We start from the raw sequence: 16,952 nt of genomic DNA on the forward strand, positions 1-16,952 counted from the left end.
TTGCGGCTGCGTTTTCCAACAAGTACTTATTTTTGCGAATATCTAACAATGCGTTAACAATAATCGTTACTCCCCATAATCATGTTAATTTATTATGAAGGTATCCTGATAATATGTCATGTTTACCATACAGGGAGGGCGCGCCAAATGTGTAAAAATCAAAGGTTTGTTTTATTATCGCTGATGCTGATTATTGTGACTTCACTAGTTGTTACAGGCTGTCAAGCCTTGCAATCTCCAAGCAAGCCCAAGCTCCGCATCCTTTCAAGCTCCGAGAACAAAGCACTGATACCGCTGATTAACAAATTTACGGACACACAAGGTTTCGATGTTGAATTTGTGTTTAAAGGATCCGTGGACAGCATGTCTGAGCTTTCCAGTCATTATTCCGAATACGATGCCGTATGGCTTGCCAATTCACAATGGATTTCCATGGGAGATACGAACAAGCGAGTGAAGGACCAGAAGTCGGTTATGACCTCACCAGTCGTATGGGGTATCCGTAAAAGCGTAGCGGAGAAGCTGGGTTTTGTCGGTCGTGATGTAACGGTGCAGCAGCTGGCAGAGGCGGTGCAGCAGAAGAAGCTGCAATTTGCGATGACATCAGCTTCGCAGTCCAATTCAGGGGCATCAGCCTATATCGGATTTCTGTATGCCATGCTAGACAATCCATCTACCCTAACTATCCAGGATCTGCAGAAACCAGAGCTAGCAGTAAAAATGAAAAGCTTGTTAAGTGGAGTGAACCGTTCGAGCGGCAGCTCGGAATGGCTGAAGGACCTGTTTCTCAAAGCGGATTTTGACGCAATGGTCAATTACGAAGCCGTGTTGATCGATACGAATAAAAGTCTGATTGCAGCTAATAAAGAACCCTTATACTTGATCTATCCAACTAATGGGCTGACGGTAGCGGACTATTCACTGGGTTACATTAACAATGGAAAAGCAGAGGCGGAGGAACGGTTTAAGTCACTGCAGGGCTATCTGTTGTCAGCCGGAACCCAAAAGGAAATTCTGTCATTAGGCAGAAGAACAGGCTTCGGTGGTGTTGTTTCTGGGGTAGACAAAGCAGTGTTTAACCCGGATTGGGGTATCGATATGAGCAAGACTTTATCTCCGATCCCATTCCCGGAGCCCGAGGTGATTCGCGAAGCATTAAATAGTTATCAAACCCTGTTTAAAAAGCCTTCATATACCGTCTTTTGCATCGACTATTCCGGCAGCATGTCTACGAATGGTGGTGAAAGGGGAGTGAAGGAAGCAATGGGGCTGCTGCTTAATCAAGAAAAATCAAAGCAGGTGCTCCTGCAATCCTCTGCTGAGGATACCATCGTAGTGATGCCTTTTAATTCGGATATTATAGATAAATGGAGCGCTGTAGGTCCCGGACAATTCCCGGCTTTATTGGATAAAATACAGAAGCTCGGTGCAAGTGGGGGAACGAATATTTATGACCCGTCAATCGCAGCGCTGAATTTGCTGAGCAGGATGGATACGGACAAATATGTTGTTTCCGTCGTGCTTATGACGGACGGAATGTCTAGTGGTCGAATTAATGATTTTCAGCAGGCATACACAACGCTTGGAAAGGACATTCCTGTATTCTCGATTACGTTCGGGGATGCCGATGAAAAGCAGTTGCGGGCTATCTCCAATTTGACACATGCCGACGTCTTCCCAAGTGGTGGCGATCTGACAGGGGCGTTTAAGAAAGTGAGGGGATACAATTGATCTCACGCTTGATGGCTCTGCCGCAATTTACGATGTTTTTATCACTTGCATTGTGCTCCGGGGCTTTTGTGTTTTTCATGTTCGTGTTAGATCTCAGTCTCGTTTTATCGCTGGTGCTGGGAGTGATTCTGTACGTGGGCCTGCATTTGATCCTCACAGCTGCGGACCCGGCAGCCAAGGAAACCAAATTACTGCTTCGAGCTGCCAAGGTAAAGCTGGAGCTGCTGCGAAGTGCTTCATATCATATTTCCAATCCACGTATCCAAAATGATGTGAATGAAATTGTTGGAGCCAGTATGCAAATCATGCTGCTTATTCAGAAGAAGTCAGCCGATCTACCTGCATCGAAGCAGCTACTGACCTTCTACCTGGATAATACCTTGGAAATGGTGAACCGCTATGTTTCGCTTTCCTCCAAAAGCTACCTCAATGCTTCCAGTAATGAGGTATTGCGTAAGATCGAAGAGGTGCTAGAGGGCGTCAAGGTTAATTTTATCGCACAATACAACAAGCTGCTTATCAATGACCTGTCCGATCTGGCAATCAAAATGGATGCAGTTAGCCAAATGCTGGAATGGGAGGATGCGAAATGAGAAAAGCACAGGTTATCGGAATCAGTCTCGTTTTACTGGTTATTATCATCAGTGTTCTAGTCAAAACGGTGTGGAAACCAGATCAGAACATGGTTACTGGAAATTCACCAATGAGCAGTACTATAGTCCTCAAGGGACTGATCGGCAGCGAGAAGGAGGCTTTGTTTGGAGATCCTGATTTTCAAAAGCTGGCAAAAACCAAATATGGAATCACCCTGGATACTTTCAAGTCGGGATCATTGGAAATGACGGATGCGCAGAAATTGAAAGATTATGATTTTGTTTTTCCAGCCAGCCAAACTGTGGTGGAGAAACTCAAGAGTCTTACTAAAATAAATGGCACGGAAGAGGTATTTCGTACACCGCTCGTCTATTATAGCTGGGAGAGGGTGGTGCGTCCGCTTGAACAGCTGGGGATCGTCCAGCAACAAACCGATCGTTCCCTGACTCTGGACAATAAAAAGCTGCTGCAGCTCGTTATGGACGATAAAAAATGGTCGGATATCGGATTAACAGAGCTTTATGGTCCCATTGTGGTTGATACTTCCGATCCGAAAAAATCCAACTCTGGCAACTCCTATGCCGCGATTGCCGCCGATGCCTTGAGTGATGGTCATGTAATCACACAAGCTTCGATTCCTGTAATGCGGAATGCAATTCAAAATATTTTCGCCAAATCGGGATTCAAAAAATCTTCGACTACCGAGCTGTTCGAGGAATATCTGAAAACAGGAGCAGGCAGCCATAAAATTATTGTCGGCTACGAAAGTGATGTCCTTTATTTTGCCAAGCAAAATCCCGAGGTTTGGAAGCAGCTCCAGCAAAGCGCCATGCCAAGAATGCTGTATCCCGCTCCAACTTTGTGGTCCGTTCATACCATTGTGCCTTTGAATGAGAAGGCGAGGGTACTGATATCTTTTCTAAAGGATACCGAAGTGCAAAAGCTGGCATGGGAGAGGTATGGATTTCGTACGGGTGTCGTTGGTAATTCAACGGATATATCAGTGTTTGCTGTGGAGGGTCTAAGTGCCTCGATTGATAGGGTGATGCAGCTTCCCGATTATGAAACGATGGAAAAACTGTTAGAAGCGTTTAATTATTAAAAGCATAATAAGCCATTTCGACATCTTCCTTAATTAAATTTGAAGATACTGCTTTTAACGTATATAATTAACCATGAATCTTTGGACAGAGCCACAGCTGACATGCGCCAAACCTATTTTAGATGCTGCGATTTAAATACTGTTGCCATAGAAAAATTGTATTATGGGGAGAAGGAACTTAGATCATGCAAGAGGTAAAGGCAATCGACAATAAAATAGTCAGTTTAGGCGATGTTACCGCAGATAAAGTAAATGGCGGCATCCTATTAGATGTCACAACTACAGTTGTGAATGTGTATAAACGTAGAACTAAGAGTGACTTCCTGTATGGCATCACAAATACTTTGGTAGAGATCAACATAAGCAAGGATGCTGAGTCAATTTCCACGATGTCACAAGCTGAAGCAGTAGACTATATAAGGAATCAATGGTGGAACATTTATGAATATGCTGCAGTGAAGGGTTATTATCCCGACAAATTCAGGGTTGAAATGAAGAATCCAGTAACCGAGAGACCAGCATATCATGTCTTAGAAGAAGTATTGAAGGAGTTTGGATTACCAGAAGATTCTACTGTAGAGGAAGTATCTCTCTATAGTAGTAAAGGAAAAGGAAACGACAACAAAAGTGGATTTGGTAAATGAGAAACTGCGCCCAGCGTGGTTTTTTTACTTGAGGGAGAAAGCCCCCAAAAAGGATAAGGGGCTAAAAAGTGGAATTTTTACAATGCTCCTGCATCCCTTGCTGTATAGAACGAAGGGAATATCGGACGATAGTTTAATTCGTCTCTTATACGTGTTGTATCCACAATCATATCCCATGGATTGAACTCTTGCTGCAAGGATCCCGTTAATTCTTGGTGGGGAAAACCATGGAGTTGTACCAGCTCTGACACCGTTATGGGCGAGTCATCGGCAACGTTATAGATGCGGCCATCTATGTCCGATGTGGAGGTAGCAAGCAGCAGCGCTTGTCCTACATCCGCATGGTGCACCATATGGAGCCGTTTGGCAGGGTTCCATTTACTCATGATCGGCAGAAATTCCGAGACATGGGGATCACACTCTCCATAAACAAAAGCAAATCGTAAGATACGAAGCCCTAATCCCTGCTCACAATGCATCCGAAGCAAATCTTTTTCAGCTGTCACTTTGGTTTGTGGATAAGGGAACACAGGTCGCAGCTCATCATCTTCACGGCTCGGTCTGCTATGATTACCTGCACCATACACTAAATTCGTGCTGGCAAACACAAATCTTGGAACGTTTGCCTTCAGGGCAGCCTCCGCTAAGCCAATACTGGCATCGATGTTTGACTTTCTCGCGGTTGCTTCATCTACTCCACGAAATTGTGCTGCCAGATGTACCACGGTATCAATGCCTTGCAACGCATTTGCGAGACTTTCTATTTGCAAAAGGTCACCTTCTATAACCTCGACCCCTTGCTGTTGAAACGAATCCGCCTTCGCAGCATCGCGAACCAAAACTTTAATGTTATGACCGTGTTGCAGCAAACGCGGTACAAACCGGCTTCCTATTTTCCCTGTTACTCCAGTTACAAAAACATTCATTTTCGATGCCCTCCTCATATTGTCGGTGCTATACTAGTAGTATTACAGATCGTGGAATCAACTGCCCTCCTGTGTTTATCGTACGATTGGCAGTGTCAGGATAAGGGGACTAATCTATGAAAAAGAGTTCTTCAAACGAATCGCTGGGTGAATTTTTGAGGGCACGTCGAGAGCGCCTTACTCCCGAAGAAGTGGGATTACCTTCATATGGTCGACGCCGAACGCCTGGACTTCGACGTGAAGAGGTAGCCCAACTTGCCCATATAGGTACCTCGTGGTATACCTCATTGGAACAGGGCAGAGTAGTAAATCCATCCGAGCAGGTACTGGATAGCTTGTCCGAAGGATTACGATTGTCCGTGGATGAGCGACGCCATCTCCGCATGCTGGTAAGGCCAGTAGATTTAGAGAAAGATGAAGTGGATCAAGAGGTGAGTACCGGTTTGGAGCGAACAGTGCTTGCTCTTGAACCTAATCCTGCTTTTATATTGGGGAGAAGTTGGGATTTGTTGATGTGGAACAAAGCGGCGGAGGTTGTGTTCAGACTGCCGGCATTCTCTAAGGGGATACAGCAGCGGCCCAATTGGTTAAGACGGTTTTTGACTGATCCATCGCTTCAAATGAACAACAAGGATTGGGAAGCAAAAGCACATGTCATGATTGCACGGTTTCGAGCAGATTACGCATACTTCCAACATGACGCGAGGTTTAAGGAACTGATAGAGGAATTTATGCAGATAAGTGAACTGTTCCGTTCTTGTTGGCTGCGGCATGACGTTCAAGTTATCACCGATTGCCACAAGCGATGGAGCGATCCATTGATCGGGGAGATGGAGTTTGAGCACGTGACTTTACAACTACCAAACAATCCGGCGCTAAAGATCATGATTTATGCCGCATCATCATCAACTGCGGAGCATCTGAAAAGTTTGCAGAGATCTTAAGGAAAGTTGTTAGTTACAGGGCAAAGTGCAGAAAGCTTTGTTAAGGCATCGTGGCTTTAACGGGAAAGGATAGCTCAAAAACAACTAGGACGAGGCTGTCGGTATGATTCGGCAGTCCTCGTATTCAGGGATGAGGGCATTTGGAGGAAGATATTCCAGCTCAGCATCCCACCCGAAAATTAGATGATATAACCCTTAATCATTGTCCATTGAACTTGGAATTGTTCATCTAACAAAACAAGATCAGCATCAAAACCCATTGAGATACTACCTATAGTATTATCAAGGCCAAGTATTCGTGCAGGTGATCTTGTAGCCATTGTAACCGCGTCTTTTAAAGGAATGCCGGTTTCTACGGTTAGTCGCAGTGCCTCATTCATTGTAACCGTACTGGAGGCTAAAGTTCCATCCTCCAGGCGTGCTACACCTTCGGAAACCGTAACATGATGGCCACCGAACATATAATTCCCATCACCTAGTCCCATGGCTTGCAAAGCATCAGTGATAAGTACCATGCCATCTGGTCCTTTCAGACGATGCATCATTCGAACGATCGCAGGATGCAAATGAATGCCATCTACAATCGCTTGGAGACTTACATGTTCTTCTTCAAAAGCGGCTACAACCAGACCGGGATCCCTATGATGAATCGGGCGCATGCCGTTGAAACAATGCGTAACATGACTCGCTCCTGCTTCAAAGGCTTGCTTGGCCTCCTCGTATGTGGCATCCGAATGGGCGACGGCGATAACTACGCCCATTTCCTTCAGAAAGGAGATGAGTTCCATCCCACCAGGTAATTCGGGGGCTATTGTAACCATCTTAATTAGTCCATCTGCTTCGTTAAAAATTTCTTTCATTTCAGTAAGGTTCGGATGTCGTAAAAACCGTTCGTTTTGCATACCTTTACGCTTCGGATTCAGGTAAGGACCCTCTAGATGAAGCCCTGCAATTTTGGCCCCGACTTCATGCCCTATGACACGTTTCACACTACGAATCATAGTTAATAATTGTTCAATAGTCGAGCTGACGGAAGTGACCAGGAACGAGGTGCAGCCTGTTTGTGCACAAGCCCGAGACACCTCTTGAATACTCGTCTCACTTCCATCCATCATATCAAACCCGTTGGCACCGTGAATATGAACATCGATCATGCCTGGTATTAATAAATGTCCTTGACCATCCATAAGTTCATATTCGCCCTCAGGAAGAGAAGACAGACCACTTTCTATCTTTTCAATAATTCCGTCACGTATCCAAAGTACTGCAGATAAACCAGAGTTATCTTCTTGAATCACGTTTACATTGTGTAAAATTTTAAGACTCATCTCTGTAATCCTCCTCGAATTTGTCTTTCTCCGCACATTGAATAATCGTTATATTTTTATTATGAAGTACTTCTCTTATTTCGATAGGCACCTCTTGATCGGTAATCAAAATGTCTACAAAGTCAAAATCTAAACGATAAACCGACTTGCTCGTAAACTTCGTGAAATCTGCGACAACAATTACTTGATCCGATCTGCGGGCCATCTCTTTTTTAACAGAAACATCATCTTCGTAAGGAAAGTAAAGCCCATCGGCTCGAATAGCTGTAGCTCCGATAAATGCCTTATCAGCTCTTAATTCTCTTAGCTTATCGATGACGGAGGGTCCGAATAATAACCGATTTTTGGCATGTAAATAGCCGCCGAGCACATAAACTTGCAGATCTTCCCGACCTGCCAGAATCCCTACAATATCAATGGAATGTGTGATAGCCGTAATGTTTTTAGCTGTAATTTGCTCTGCTACAGACTGTACCGTAGTTGATACGTCTAAAATGACTGTTTCCCGATCCTGGACCAGTTTAGCTGCTAACTTCCCAATGGTTCTTTTACTGTCTGTTTCGTCAATTAAACGTTCCTGATACGTGGCTATTTCCTTCTGCAATTGAGGCAGAGCGACACCTCCATGTGTACGGATAACAACTCCTTCTTGTACTAATTTAACAATATCTCTTCGGGCTGTATCCCTAGATACATCTAAAAGAGAACAGATATCCATAACACTCATCGCGTGATGTATATTAATATAGTCGAGTATTTTCAGTAATCGTTCTTCTTGATACATCAATCTCACCTCTTGTTAGTAACTTTATCATATAATATAAGTATATTAAAGTATAATTTAAGTATATATAAGTATTTTGTTGAATTATAAATTCAAATCGGCCGATATATGCTTACCAAATTGTTTTAAGAGAATTAAAGAGGCGACAAAAGAGGAAATCTTACTAGAGGGGCATAGAGGTAGTGTTTATGAAATATTTGATTTACAAATCAATGTTAGCTGCTTACCGAGTTTACCACTCGCAAAAAGTGCCCCCCTTAGAGTTCACATTGGATAAACTTTGAGTTTATTCCAATGTGGATTCTAAGGGGGGCACTTGCTTTAGCTATCAAACCCCGGAACATCCATCGCAGTCCGATATAGGATCTTTTCAAATGCTTCGATCAGTGATTGTTTGGCTTCTCCGAAATTCCCTTTAAGTATAGATTCGTATACCGATTGATTGATTCGATTTGCAGAGTAGTGCTGCAGATGGGGTGTTTGTTTCCAATGAAGCAATGATTTCATTATGACCTTGTCTTTGTAGGAATCGATCATATTCAGCATCGTATCGTTGTTCGCTGCGGAAATGACAGTTCGTCTGAACAAAACGGAATTTTCGATGTATTCCTTATAATCATTTTTTTGGCTGGCTTCTATCTGTATATCCAGATATGATTTCAATTTCTTTTCATCAAACGTGTATTGACGTAATACGGCTTGATCCAGTACGTACAACTGCAGGGCCAAAATCGATTCATAGATGTGTACGAGTTCTTTATGCGAGATATCCTTCACCAAGATACCCCGTTTGTTGAAGGAAACAATAAATCCTTCTGATTCCAAATGAGAGAGTGCGGAACGAATCGGAGTGCGACTCATATTAAATTCGATGGCAAGCTCGTTTTCGGATAATACCGTTCCAGGCAAGTACTCGCAAGAGATAATCTTTTGGCGAATATTTGTATAGGCAATAGACTCTAAGGATAATTTGGGCATTGTCAAAATGTTCCCTTCAGCTTTATCTCACTAGAATTCTACACGGTTTGACTCGATGTTGCAATAAAAAACGAATCTGAGTCCACTGCTGGCGGTGGCATTTTCATTAATAAATTCTTCATTAAACGATGATATTCATTTAACAAATGAATTGTACACTAATATGTATACAATAATGGATACATAAGAAAGGGGCACTATAAAGTAATGGAGATTCAATTATCAAACATAGAAGTAAATCGTATTGGAAACCGAATGCACATTCAATGGAACAAGGAAATGGCATTGGGAAAAGTGAAGGTTTTTACAGGGGTATCGCCGATTGATGTAAATGAAGAATTGGATGAAACGTCTGCAGGTGTTTCGTCATTATCATTCGATGACCCGCATCCTGGACGAAGAACATATTTTAAATTGAAGTCTGAGTTCGGCGGAGCTCGAATTACAAGCGAAAGGAGATTACCGCTCCAAGGCTCCATGAATTTTCGCGATATGGGCGGATATGCAACGACTGACGGGCGTTATATTAAATGGGGATTGCTTTATCGATCAGAAGAACTGATAGGTTTGACTGAGGCTGACCGGCTGTATTTACAGCATTGCGGACTGAAGATGATTTGCGATTACCGAGCAGAATACGAGGCGGAATTAAAACCAAACCCACCAATCGGGGATGCTCAGCAATTTGGAATTCCTATTGAAGTTAAATCTCCAAGGCATCGTTCACGAATGAACTATATGGACATGATCACCATGGACAAGCTTCATTTACTGGGTCCAACGGGTGAAATGTTGACAATTGCCAATCAGCGGTATGTTTCCGATTTTACGAAGTCATTTGCCACCTTGTTCGAACTTCTGTTAACGCCCGGCAATCTGCCGATGGTACAACATTGCGCCGCCGGAAAGGATCGCACAGGCTTCGGATCGGCGATTGTTCTACTGGCGTTGGGTGTCCCGGAACAAACCATAATGGAAGACTATCTACTTACCAATACGTACAGAGAAGAAGCGGATCTACAAACCCTAGCTCTCCTTAAACCGAAGCTTACGCATGAAGAGGATTGGGATGTTCTGTGGGCGGTGATGCAAGCGAGACGAGAGTACCTTCAGGCTGCATTCGATGAAATCCATATACGTTACGGGGACATTGACCGTTATTTGGAAGAAGCGGTCGGTTTAACAGGTTCGAATAGGGTACAGCTTCAAGATATGCTGCTCACCGACATTTAATCGACTTGACTTATAACCCTTACAGCAAAGGAGAGAACAAATTTGACTCGGAGCCATCGTATCGATTACAGACCCTTTCTTTACATCTTGCCTGCATTGATCGGGTGTCTCGTGTTTACGGTTTATCCCGTTATTTACCTATTCTATCTTAGTCTTTACAAAGTTGATCTGCTAAGCAATACGTGGAAGTTTGTTGACGTACAGAACTACTTGAGCTTGGCACAATCACAAGATTTCTTGCAGGTTTTACGAAATTCGTTCTTTTATTCTTTTTTTACGGTTTCTATTTCTTGTACTTTATCACTTGTGCTGGCTGTTCTGTTGAATCGTCCCGGAAAACTGCATCAATTTGTTCAGACTGCAGTGTTCACACCCCATATCATCCCATTAGTATCTATATCTTTATTATGGATGTGGATGATGGATAAGGATTATGGGTTACTGAACATGATACTCCAATCGCTTCACTTGCCCACATTACTATGGATCGATAGTCCGGCCACTTCGTTGATGTCATTGATTCTGGTGGCCATATGGAAAAGTCTCGGATTTAATATTTTGCTCATTATTGCGGGTATGCACGCTATTCCGATACCTGTGCTAGAAGCCGCACGTTTGGATAGTGCAAATCCTATCCGAATAGTTACCAAAATTATTATTCCTTTGTTATCGCCAACGCTCTTTTTCATGCTGACTGTGAATATCATCAGTTCTTTACAAGTGTTTGATTCCGTCAAAGTTCTGACAAGCGGAGGGCCGGCGAACTCTTCGAATGTGTTAGTCTACTGGATTTATCAAACGGGATTCGAATTTTATAAATTTGGTGAGGCTTCGACCGGAGCTTTGATCCTGTTTGTGATTGTATCCATTGTGACGATTGCGAACTTCCTGATACTACGTTCCCGTGTTCATTATCATTAAACTAAAGGCGGTTCAAAAAATGAGCAAACGCGTATTTGGTGTAAACATCCCAGAAGCGGCAGGGTTACTCTTGTTGCTGGCGGTCGGACTGATCTATTTGTTCCCGTTTTATTGGATGATTGTTACCTCCTTTAAGACGCTGCCAGAGACGCTGGTTTTTCCACCATCGTTTTTCCCAAAGCAATTGAAGTTTGAGAACTATTTAGAAGTGTGGAAGACGGGACCTTTTCCCCGTTATGTGTTTAACAGCTTTCTCGTAGCCATATTAACTACCGCTCTCCAATTAGTTGTCGCAATACCAGCTGCTTATGCGTTCGCACGAAGACGGTTCAAGGGATCCAGGGTCGTGTACGCCATGATTCTTGCGGGCATGATGCTTCCGATGCAGGTTGTGATCATTCCTATCTACCTGCTGCTGAGTGAATTGGGCTGGATAAATACTTATGCAGCATTAACGATCCCCTATATGGTTTCGCCATTTGCCATTTTCCTACTGACCGAATCATTCAAGCAATTACCGGATGACATTATTGATGCGGCAAAGTTGGAGCAGCTGTCAGAAGGAAGACTCGTGTTGAATATGCTGCTTCCCATGATCAAGCAAATCATAGTTACCGTCACTTTGCTGCTTTTTATTACGCACTGGAACGATTTATTCTGGGTGCTAATCATGACGAGCAGCGAGCAGCTTCATACGTTGACGGTTGGAATGATCAAATTGACCAATACCGAGGGTACGCATTGGCAATTACTGATGGCTGGTAACGTTATTCTAGTGGCGCCGATATTTATGATCTATTTGTTTGCCAGTAAACACATCAAGTCCGCTTTTACATATAGCGGCATCAAATAGATAATTGAACGATTAAAAGGAGAGAACCTTATGAAGAAACTTTTATTAAATTTAACTATCTTAGTAACAGTATTATCGATTGCCGGGTGTGCAGGAAACAACAAGACAGATAACCCAGCAGTGGATAAAGCAGGCTCGGGAGGTGCCAAATCCGAAAACACAGCTGCTTCCGTGACCAAAATTGAATATTGGTATGCGCAAGCCGCTCAGCTAAGCAAAGCAACAGAAGAAATGATCAGTAAATATAATTCCGAACAATCAGCCGTTAAAGTAACTGGAGTGAACTTGGGGGATGGTAGTGCTCTTGCCACCAAGCTGCAAGCCGCCATTCTTGCGGGGAATCAGCCGGCCATCGCGATGCTTGCTACGACGCAAACGTCGGAATTCGGTTTATCCCGTGCATTGGACGATTTAAAAACGTATTTTTCGAAAGAAGAGATTGCTGCTTTTCATCCAGGTATGTTGAATAATGCCTTAATCAAGGATCAATTGCTCGGAATACCTTTTTATCGAAGTACTTTTGTCATGTACTACAACAAGAATATGCTGCGTGACGCAGGGCTTCCAGATGCAGGCCCGAAAAATTGGGAAGAGCTGAAATCATTTGCTTTAAAAACGACTGATAAAAACAAATCGGTTGTCGGTTTTGAGATGCCAATTGACGTGATCTTTTTCGAGGATGGTGTATTTCAGCAAAAAGGTGAAATGTTCTCGCCAGATGAAAAGCAAGTCGCTTTCGACAACGAAGCGGGCTACGCTACAGTCAGATTATATCAAGACATGATCAAGAACGGCTCCATGAAAATACCGTCCGGTCAGGAATCAAATGCGCATTTATCCGCGATTAACGACTTCATCTCTCAGAAAGCCGCAATCATTTTTACAACATCGGCTACATTGCCTACTATGCTTGAGGGAGCAAAGGATAAATTCGAGCTTGGTGTTGGCTTTCTACCGGCAGGGCAGCAGTACGCAGCGAGCACAACTGGGTCCAATCTGACTGTTCTAGCAAAGTCATCAACGCAGGAAAAAAAGGCTGCCGTAGCTTTTATTAAGTGGCTTGCGCAAAAGGAAAATGTGGCTCAATTGAGCGAATTAACAGGGTATATACCAGTGACAAAGGAAGCAAAGGAAAGTGATCGAATCAAACAGCTATGGACTAAAACACCGCAATATCGTGTTGCATATGATCAGCTTGATTTTGCTCGTTCAAGGCCGACGATGAGAGGATACAAGGAAATATCGATTAAAATTCAGGATGAAATCAAAAAAGCATTGTTGGATCTTACAATTACTCCGGAGGATACAGTGAAATCGGCAGCAAAACAGGTACAGCAATTACTGGAAGCCCAAAAATGACCCAAAAGGAGATTTTAGATATGAAAATGTTTTATGATGAGCTGCTTTTTCAAACAGACAAGCGACCATGGGTAGGTGAATTACCACAGACATCGTCAAATGATTTCCAATTTGCTATCATGGGGGATCGTACCGGATTTGCGATTGAAGGAAAGTTTGAAGAGGCATTAGGGTTGGTCAAGAATATGAACCCGGATTTTATCGTTGCTGTTGGCGATTTGATTGAAGGATACTGGCAGCAAGCAGAAGGCGCTCATCGGGAATGGGACGAGCTTGAAGCACATATTAAAAGTACAGGATTGCCGTTCTTACCGATTGCTGGCAATCATGATTATAGTAGTGTGGTCATGAAGCAGGTTTGGCAGGAACGGAAGGGGATGGATTATTATGCCTTTCGTTATGGGAAGGTTCTATTCTTGGCTCTGAATACGGAAGAACCGCAGCAATCGCTTTCCCCTGAACTTGAACTCGCATTTCGAGAGACAGAAATACTTAGCAAGCGTGAACCGGAAAAAGCTGAAGAGGTGATTCAGGCGCTGCTGTCTAACATTTCCAAGCAACAGGCACAAGATCCAAGTTCGTATCAACCAAAACCGTGCATCGGGGAGCAACAATTTGCATTTATTGAAAAAATACTTAATGAGCATCAAGATGTGGATTGGACCTTTGTCATGACACATCGGCCGATATGGAAAACGGATGGTACCGTATACGAACGATTGGTCCAAGCCTTGAATTCAAGGCCGTATACAATGCTTGCTGGACATTTTCATAAGTTGGAAGTTGAGAAGAAAGCTGGCAATCAACATATCCAAATGGGGAGAACTGGCGCCAACAAGCATAAAACTGGGCTGGATGAATTTCATCATTTCATTTGGGTAGCTGTGAAAAATGGGTTTCCGAGCTTTACGGCCATTAAGCTGGAGGGCACTTTACAGTTAAATTAGCAAGCTACACGATACGTATGGAAAATAATAAGAATCCGGTTAAAGGCTTCTTCCATCGGGAAGAGGTCTTTAACTGCGTTTACACGAGATTGGACAGACCTATGGGGTCAACTTCATCAATTTTGTGAAGTTATTCAGTCCGTGTTCGTCACACTCTCACTCGACAAACGTCCGATTTAATCTTGCCAGCAGCTCCCCGAACTTTTGGCGTTCCTCATCAGACCAGTCCTTGAATAGCTGTGCATGTCGGGCTAGTCGGGCTTTTTTGGCCTCCTTTACTTTACGCATACCTAATTCCGTGACTTGAAAATAACTGGACCTTCCATCCGTCGGATCGGGCATTCGCTGCACATACCCTTTAGCTTCCAAAAGAGTCGTTTGTCTGCTTATCGTCGATATGTCCAAACGAAATTCGTCAGCTAACGCCTTAACGCCAACGGGTCCATTCATGGACAGCTGTGTGAGAAGCGTGTAGGTGGATCGATCTAGTCCTCCCAGCTCCTTGTCCAAAGAGGTGCGACGGATAAGCACGACTAATTCATAATCGATCAATTCCAGATCCTTTTCTTTCACCTGTACATCATTCCTTTGCATGGCATTGACAATTGGATATGTAGTTGTATAATACAAATACATGAGATGATTGTATCATACAACTACTTACAAATAAACCCCATTATTTACACGTTCTGTTGGAGAATATAGGGTTAACCAATATCTGCATCATGTAAACATGTAGGTGAGAAGGTGGAGGATATTGTGGCTAATAAGGCAGCTGGCAATGCATCGTTTTGGTTCATTATTTTAGCTATTTTTTTCGGAAATTTTATGTCCATGCTTAGTTCGACAACAATCAATGTTGCCTTTCCGATATTTATGAAAGATTTTCACGCCGAGCTCGGCATGGTTCAATGGATGATTACCGGATTTTTGCTGGCTACAGGGGTCGTTGCTCCGGTTGTCGGCTATTTTGGTGACCGGTGGAGTTATAAGCGTTTATATATATTTGCCTTATCCGGCTTTACATTATTCTCAGGCTTATGTACGATCGCATGGAATATTGAATCGTTGGTGTTGTTTCGAATTTTGCAGGGGGTGTTCAGTGGCTTGATTATCCCTACAACAATGACGATGATCTACCAATTTATTGAAAAAGACCGACAGGCATTTGCGATGAGTTTATGGAGCTTATCCTCCATGCTGGCACCGGCTTTTGGACCGACTCTGGGAGGCTGGCTAACTGAATACTTTGGCTGGAGATCTTTATTTTTACTGAATTTACCGATAGGACTTATCGCGATTACCGTTGCTTTCAAGTGCCTTCCTTTTCAACGAGCAAGCAAGTCAAATACATTCGATTTACCTGGGTTTATTACCGTCCTTATCAGCAGTTCTTTTATTATTCTTGCATTTAGCGAAGGAAATGGCTGGGGCTGGACCTCCTGGAAAACATGTTCGTTTCTGATCGTTGGGGCAACGACTTTGGTATATTTCATTCGCCGTGAGCTTTCCTTGAAAGAACCGTTGCTCAACCTGCGCGTGTTTCATACCAACCGCTTCACGTACAGCTTGATTATTAATTGCATTATTACGGCTTCGTTATATTCGGGAACCTTTTTAATTCCGGTGTTTCTGCAGGATATTCAGCAATCGACAGCTTTGAACACGGCTTTGGTGCTGCTGCCTGGTTCTATGGTTATGGCTTTCTTTTCTCCGATTGTCGGAAAGCTGTATACCAAGATAGGTCCTTTCTGGTTGATTCTAAGTGGTATTGTACTGCTGATCGTATCGACTTGGGAGTTAAGTCATATCACACTCCAGGCTACTCATATGTATGTGGCCACTTGGATGACAATTCGTTATGTGGGGATTGCCTTGGCATTTATGCCAGTCATGAATGCAGGGATGTCTGCTATTCCCAAGGAGAATTCAGGACATGCTTCGTCTGTGACGAACTGGGTGCGCCAAGCAACAGGAGCGTTATCCATTGGAGTTTTCAGTTCTTTGCTCGCGGCCAGATCGTTGACTCACCAGAAAGAGCTGAGTACTGGAACGTCGGCAGGTGCCCAACTCGTGAGAGAGCAGGGGATGACCTTAGGGGTGCAGGATGTTTTTATGACGGCGACCATCATTTGTATTGTTGCTATTCCGTTGACCTTTTTATTAAAAGAAAGGCGCAAGAAAGCACACTCCCTGACCGAGTAAGGTGGGCATTTCTCTGTTGGTTCCACTCACTACATTTCTCTCTGAATATTTTTAAAGCGTCCAATCACATGACATTTGACTCACATAACCTACAGAATGGAAGTCGGAAGGAGGGATTGACATGGGTGCACTCGGAGTTGGTGAAAGTTGTGCCGGCTATGGCTTTGGCACTTCTACAGGTGCGATTCTTGTACTGTTTATATTGTTGGTAATCATTACCGGCGCATTTCTTTACTAATTTCTCGGACCACCCGCCTTCATGTTCATTGAAGGCGTTTTTTGCTGTAGGGAAGGGACAACCTTGCTTAAGTTATTTGCTACCCTTGAATGTCGATAATATCATCGTTATAATTGGAATATCTTTCTATATGAGGTGAGATCGATGTCATTCCGTAGCGTTCGA

The 16,952-nt window shown here is 43.4% G+C and carries 17 protein-coding genes; 12 read left to right on the forward strand and 5 right to left on the reverse strand.

Going from position 1 to position 16,952, the window contains the following annotated elements; genetic code table 11:
- Positions 1-147 precede the first annotated feature (147 nt).
- The 4 genes from OB236_RS35255 to OB236_RS35270 all read left to right on the forward strand — a co-directional run bounded on the left by OB236_RS35255 (position 148) and on the right by OB236_RS35270 (position 4,071).
- Positions 148-1,731: a vWA domain-containing protein gene (locus OB236_RS35255; RefSeq protein WP_262688233.1), complete on the forward strand. Its 1,584-nt coding sequence runs from the start codon at positions 148-150 to the stop codon at positions 1,729-1,731.
- Entirely contained in the window at positions 1,728-2,324 is a 597-nt protein-coding gene (locus tag OB236_RS35260; RefSeq protein WP_262688234.1) for a 5-bromo-4-chloroindolyl phosphate hydrolysis family protein, read from the forward strand. Before OB236_RS35255 ends, OB236_RS35260 begins: the two co-directional genes overlap by 4 nt.
- The gene (locus OB236_RS35265) at positions 2,321-3,427 is read left to right on the forward strand and encodes a hypothetical protein (RefSeq protein ID WP_262688235.1); all 1,107 of its coding nucleotides are present in this window, start codon (positions 2,321-2,323) and stop codon (positions 3,425-3,427) included. Before OB236_RS35260 ends, OB236_RS35265 begins: the two co-directional genes overlap by 4 nt.
- Positions 3,428-3,612: 185 nt before the next feature.
- The gene (locus OB236_RS35270; RefSeq protein WP_262688236.1) at positions 3,613-4,071 is read left to right on the forward strand and encodes a hypothetical protein; all 459 of its coding nucleotides are present in this window, start codon (positions 3,613-3,615) and stop codon (positions 4,069-4,071) included.
- A gap of 77 nt (positions 4,072-4,148) precedes the next feature.
- On the opposite strand, the gene OB236_RS35275 is transcribed toward OB236_RS35270, so the two are convergent.
- Positions 4,149-4,997: an NAD-dependent epimerase/dehydratase family protein gene (locus OB236_RS35275; RefSeq protein WP_262688237.1), complete on the reverse strand. Its 849-nt coding sequence runs from the start codon at positions 4,995-4,997 to the stop codon at positions 4,149-4,151.
- A 116-nt stretch (positions 4,998-5,113) separates the two neighbouring features.
- On the opposite strand from OB236_RS35275, the gene OB236_RS35280 reads away from it, so the two are divergent.
- The gene (locus OB236_RS35280; protein ID WP_076234178.1) at positions 5,114-5,941 is read left to right on the forward strand and encodes a helix-turn-helix transcriptional regulator; all 828 of its coding nucleotides are present in this window, start codon (positions 5,114-5,116) and stop codon (positions 5,939-5,941) included.
- Between the two features lie 179 nt (positions 5,942-6,120).
- Here the strand turns inward: OB236_RS35280 and nagA are convergent, their stop codons facing one another.
- The 3 genes from nagA to OB236_RS35295 all read right to left on the reverse strand — a co-directional run bounded on the left by nagA (position 6,121) and on the right by OB236_RS35295 (position 9,031).
- The gene (gene nagA, locus OB236_RS35285; RefSeq protein WP_262688238.1) at positions 6,121-7,269 is read right to left on the reverse strand and encodes an N-acetylglucosamine-6-phosphate deacetylase; all 1,149 of its coding nucleotides are present in this window, start codon (positions 7,267-7,269) and stop codon (positions 6,121-6,123) included.
- Positions 7,259-8,053, reverse strand: coding sequence for a DeoR/GlpR family DNA-binding transcription regulator (locus OB236_RS35290; protein WP_262688239.1), 795 nt, complete (start codon positions 8,051-8,053; stop codon positions 7,259-7,261). Before OB236_RS35290 ends, nagA begins: the two co-directional genes overlap by 11 nt.
- 321 nt (positions 8,054-8,374) lie before the next feature.
- Positions 8,375-9,031 carry a GntR family transcriptional regulator gene (locus tag OB236_RS35295; protein ID WP_262688240.1) on the reverse strand — a complete coding sequence of 219 codons (657 nt, stop codon included), beginning with the start codon at positions 9,029-9,031 and terminating at the stop codon, positions 8,375-8,377.
- Positions 9,032-9,238: 207 nt separating this feature from the next.
- Here OB236_RS35295 and OB236_RS35300 point away from each other — a divergent pair, with 207 nt between their 5' ends.
- The 5 genes from OB236_RS35300 to OB236_RS35320 are packed head-to-tail and all read left to right on the forward strand — an operon-like array spanning position 9,239 to position 14,344.
- A complete protein-coding gene (locus OB236_RS35300) occupies positions 9,239-10,264 on the forward strand; it encodes a tyrosine-protein phosphatase (RefSeq protein WP_262688241.1) in 1,026 nt (341 codons plus the stop codon).
- 42 nt (positions 10,265-10,306) lie between these two features.
- Entirely contained in the window at positions 10,307-11,185 is an 879-nt protein-coding gene (locus OB236_RS35305) for a carbohydrate ABC transporter permease (RefSeq protein WP_262688242.1), read from the forward strand.
- Between the two features lie 19 nt (positions 11,186-11,204).
- Positions 11,205-12,038: a carbohydrate ABC transporter permease gene (locus tag OB236_RS35310; protein WP_262688243.1), complete on the forward strand. Its 834-nt coding sequence runs from the start codon at positions 11,205-11,207 to the stop codon at positions 12,036-12,038.
- 30 nt (positions 12,039-12,068) lie between these two features.
- Positions 12,069-13,397: an ABC transporter substrate-binding protein gene (locus OB236_RS35315; protein WP_262688244.1), complete on the forward strand. Its 1,329-nt coding sequence runs from the start codon at positions 12,069-12,071 to the stop codon at positions 13,395-13,397.
- Positions 13,398-13,417: 20 nt separating this feature from the next.
- A complete protein-coding gene (locus tag OB236_RS35320) occupies positions 13,418-14,344 on the forward strand; it encodes a metallophosphoesterase family protein (protein ID WP_262688245.1) in 927 nt (308 codons plus the stop codon).
- Positions 14,345-14,500: 156 nt separating this feature from the next.
- Here the strand turns inward: OB236_RS35320 and OB236_RS35325 are convergent, their stop codons facing one another.
- Positions 14,501-14,917, reverse strand: a complete 417-nt coding sequence (locus tag OB236_RS35325) for a MarR family winged helix-turn-helix transcriptional regulator (RefSeq protein ID WP_083689554.1) — start codon at positions 14,915-14,917, stop codon at positions 14,501-14,503.
- 186 nt (positions 14,918-15,103) lie between these two features.
- On the opposite strand from OB236_RS35325, the gene OB236_RS35330 reads away from it, so the two are divergent.
- Positions 15,104-16,549, forward strand: a complete 1,446-nt coding sequence (locus OB236_RS35330; protein ID WP_262688246.1) for an MDR family MFS transporter — start codon at positions 15,104-15,106, stop codon at positions 16,547-16,549.
- A gap of 121 nt (positions 16,550-16,670) precedes the next feature.
- Positions 16,671-16,787: a sporulation protein YjcZ gene (locus tag OB236_RS35335; RefSeq protein WP_083689548.1), complete on the forward strand. Its 117-nt coding sequence runs from the start codon at positions 16,671-16,673 to the stop codon at positions 16,785-16,787.
- The last annotated feature ends 165 nt before the right edge of the window (positions 16,788-16,952 follow it).

The organism is Paenibacillus baimaensis (assembly GCF_025567575.1).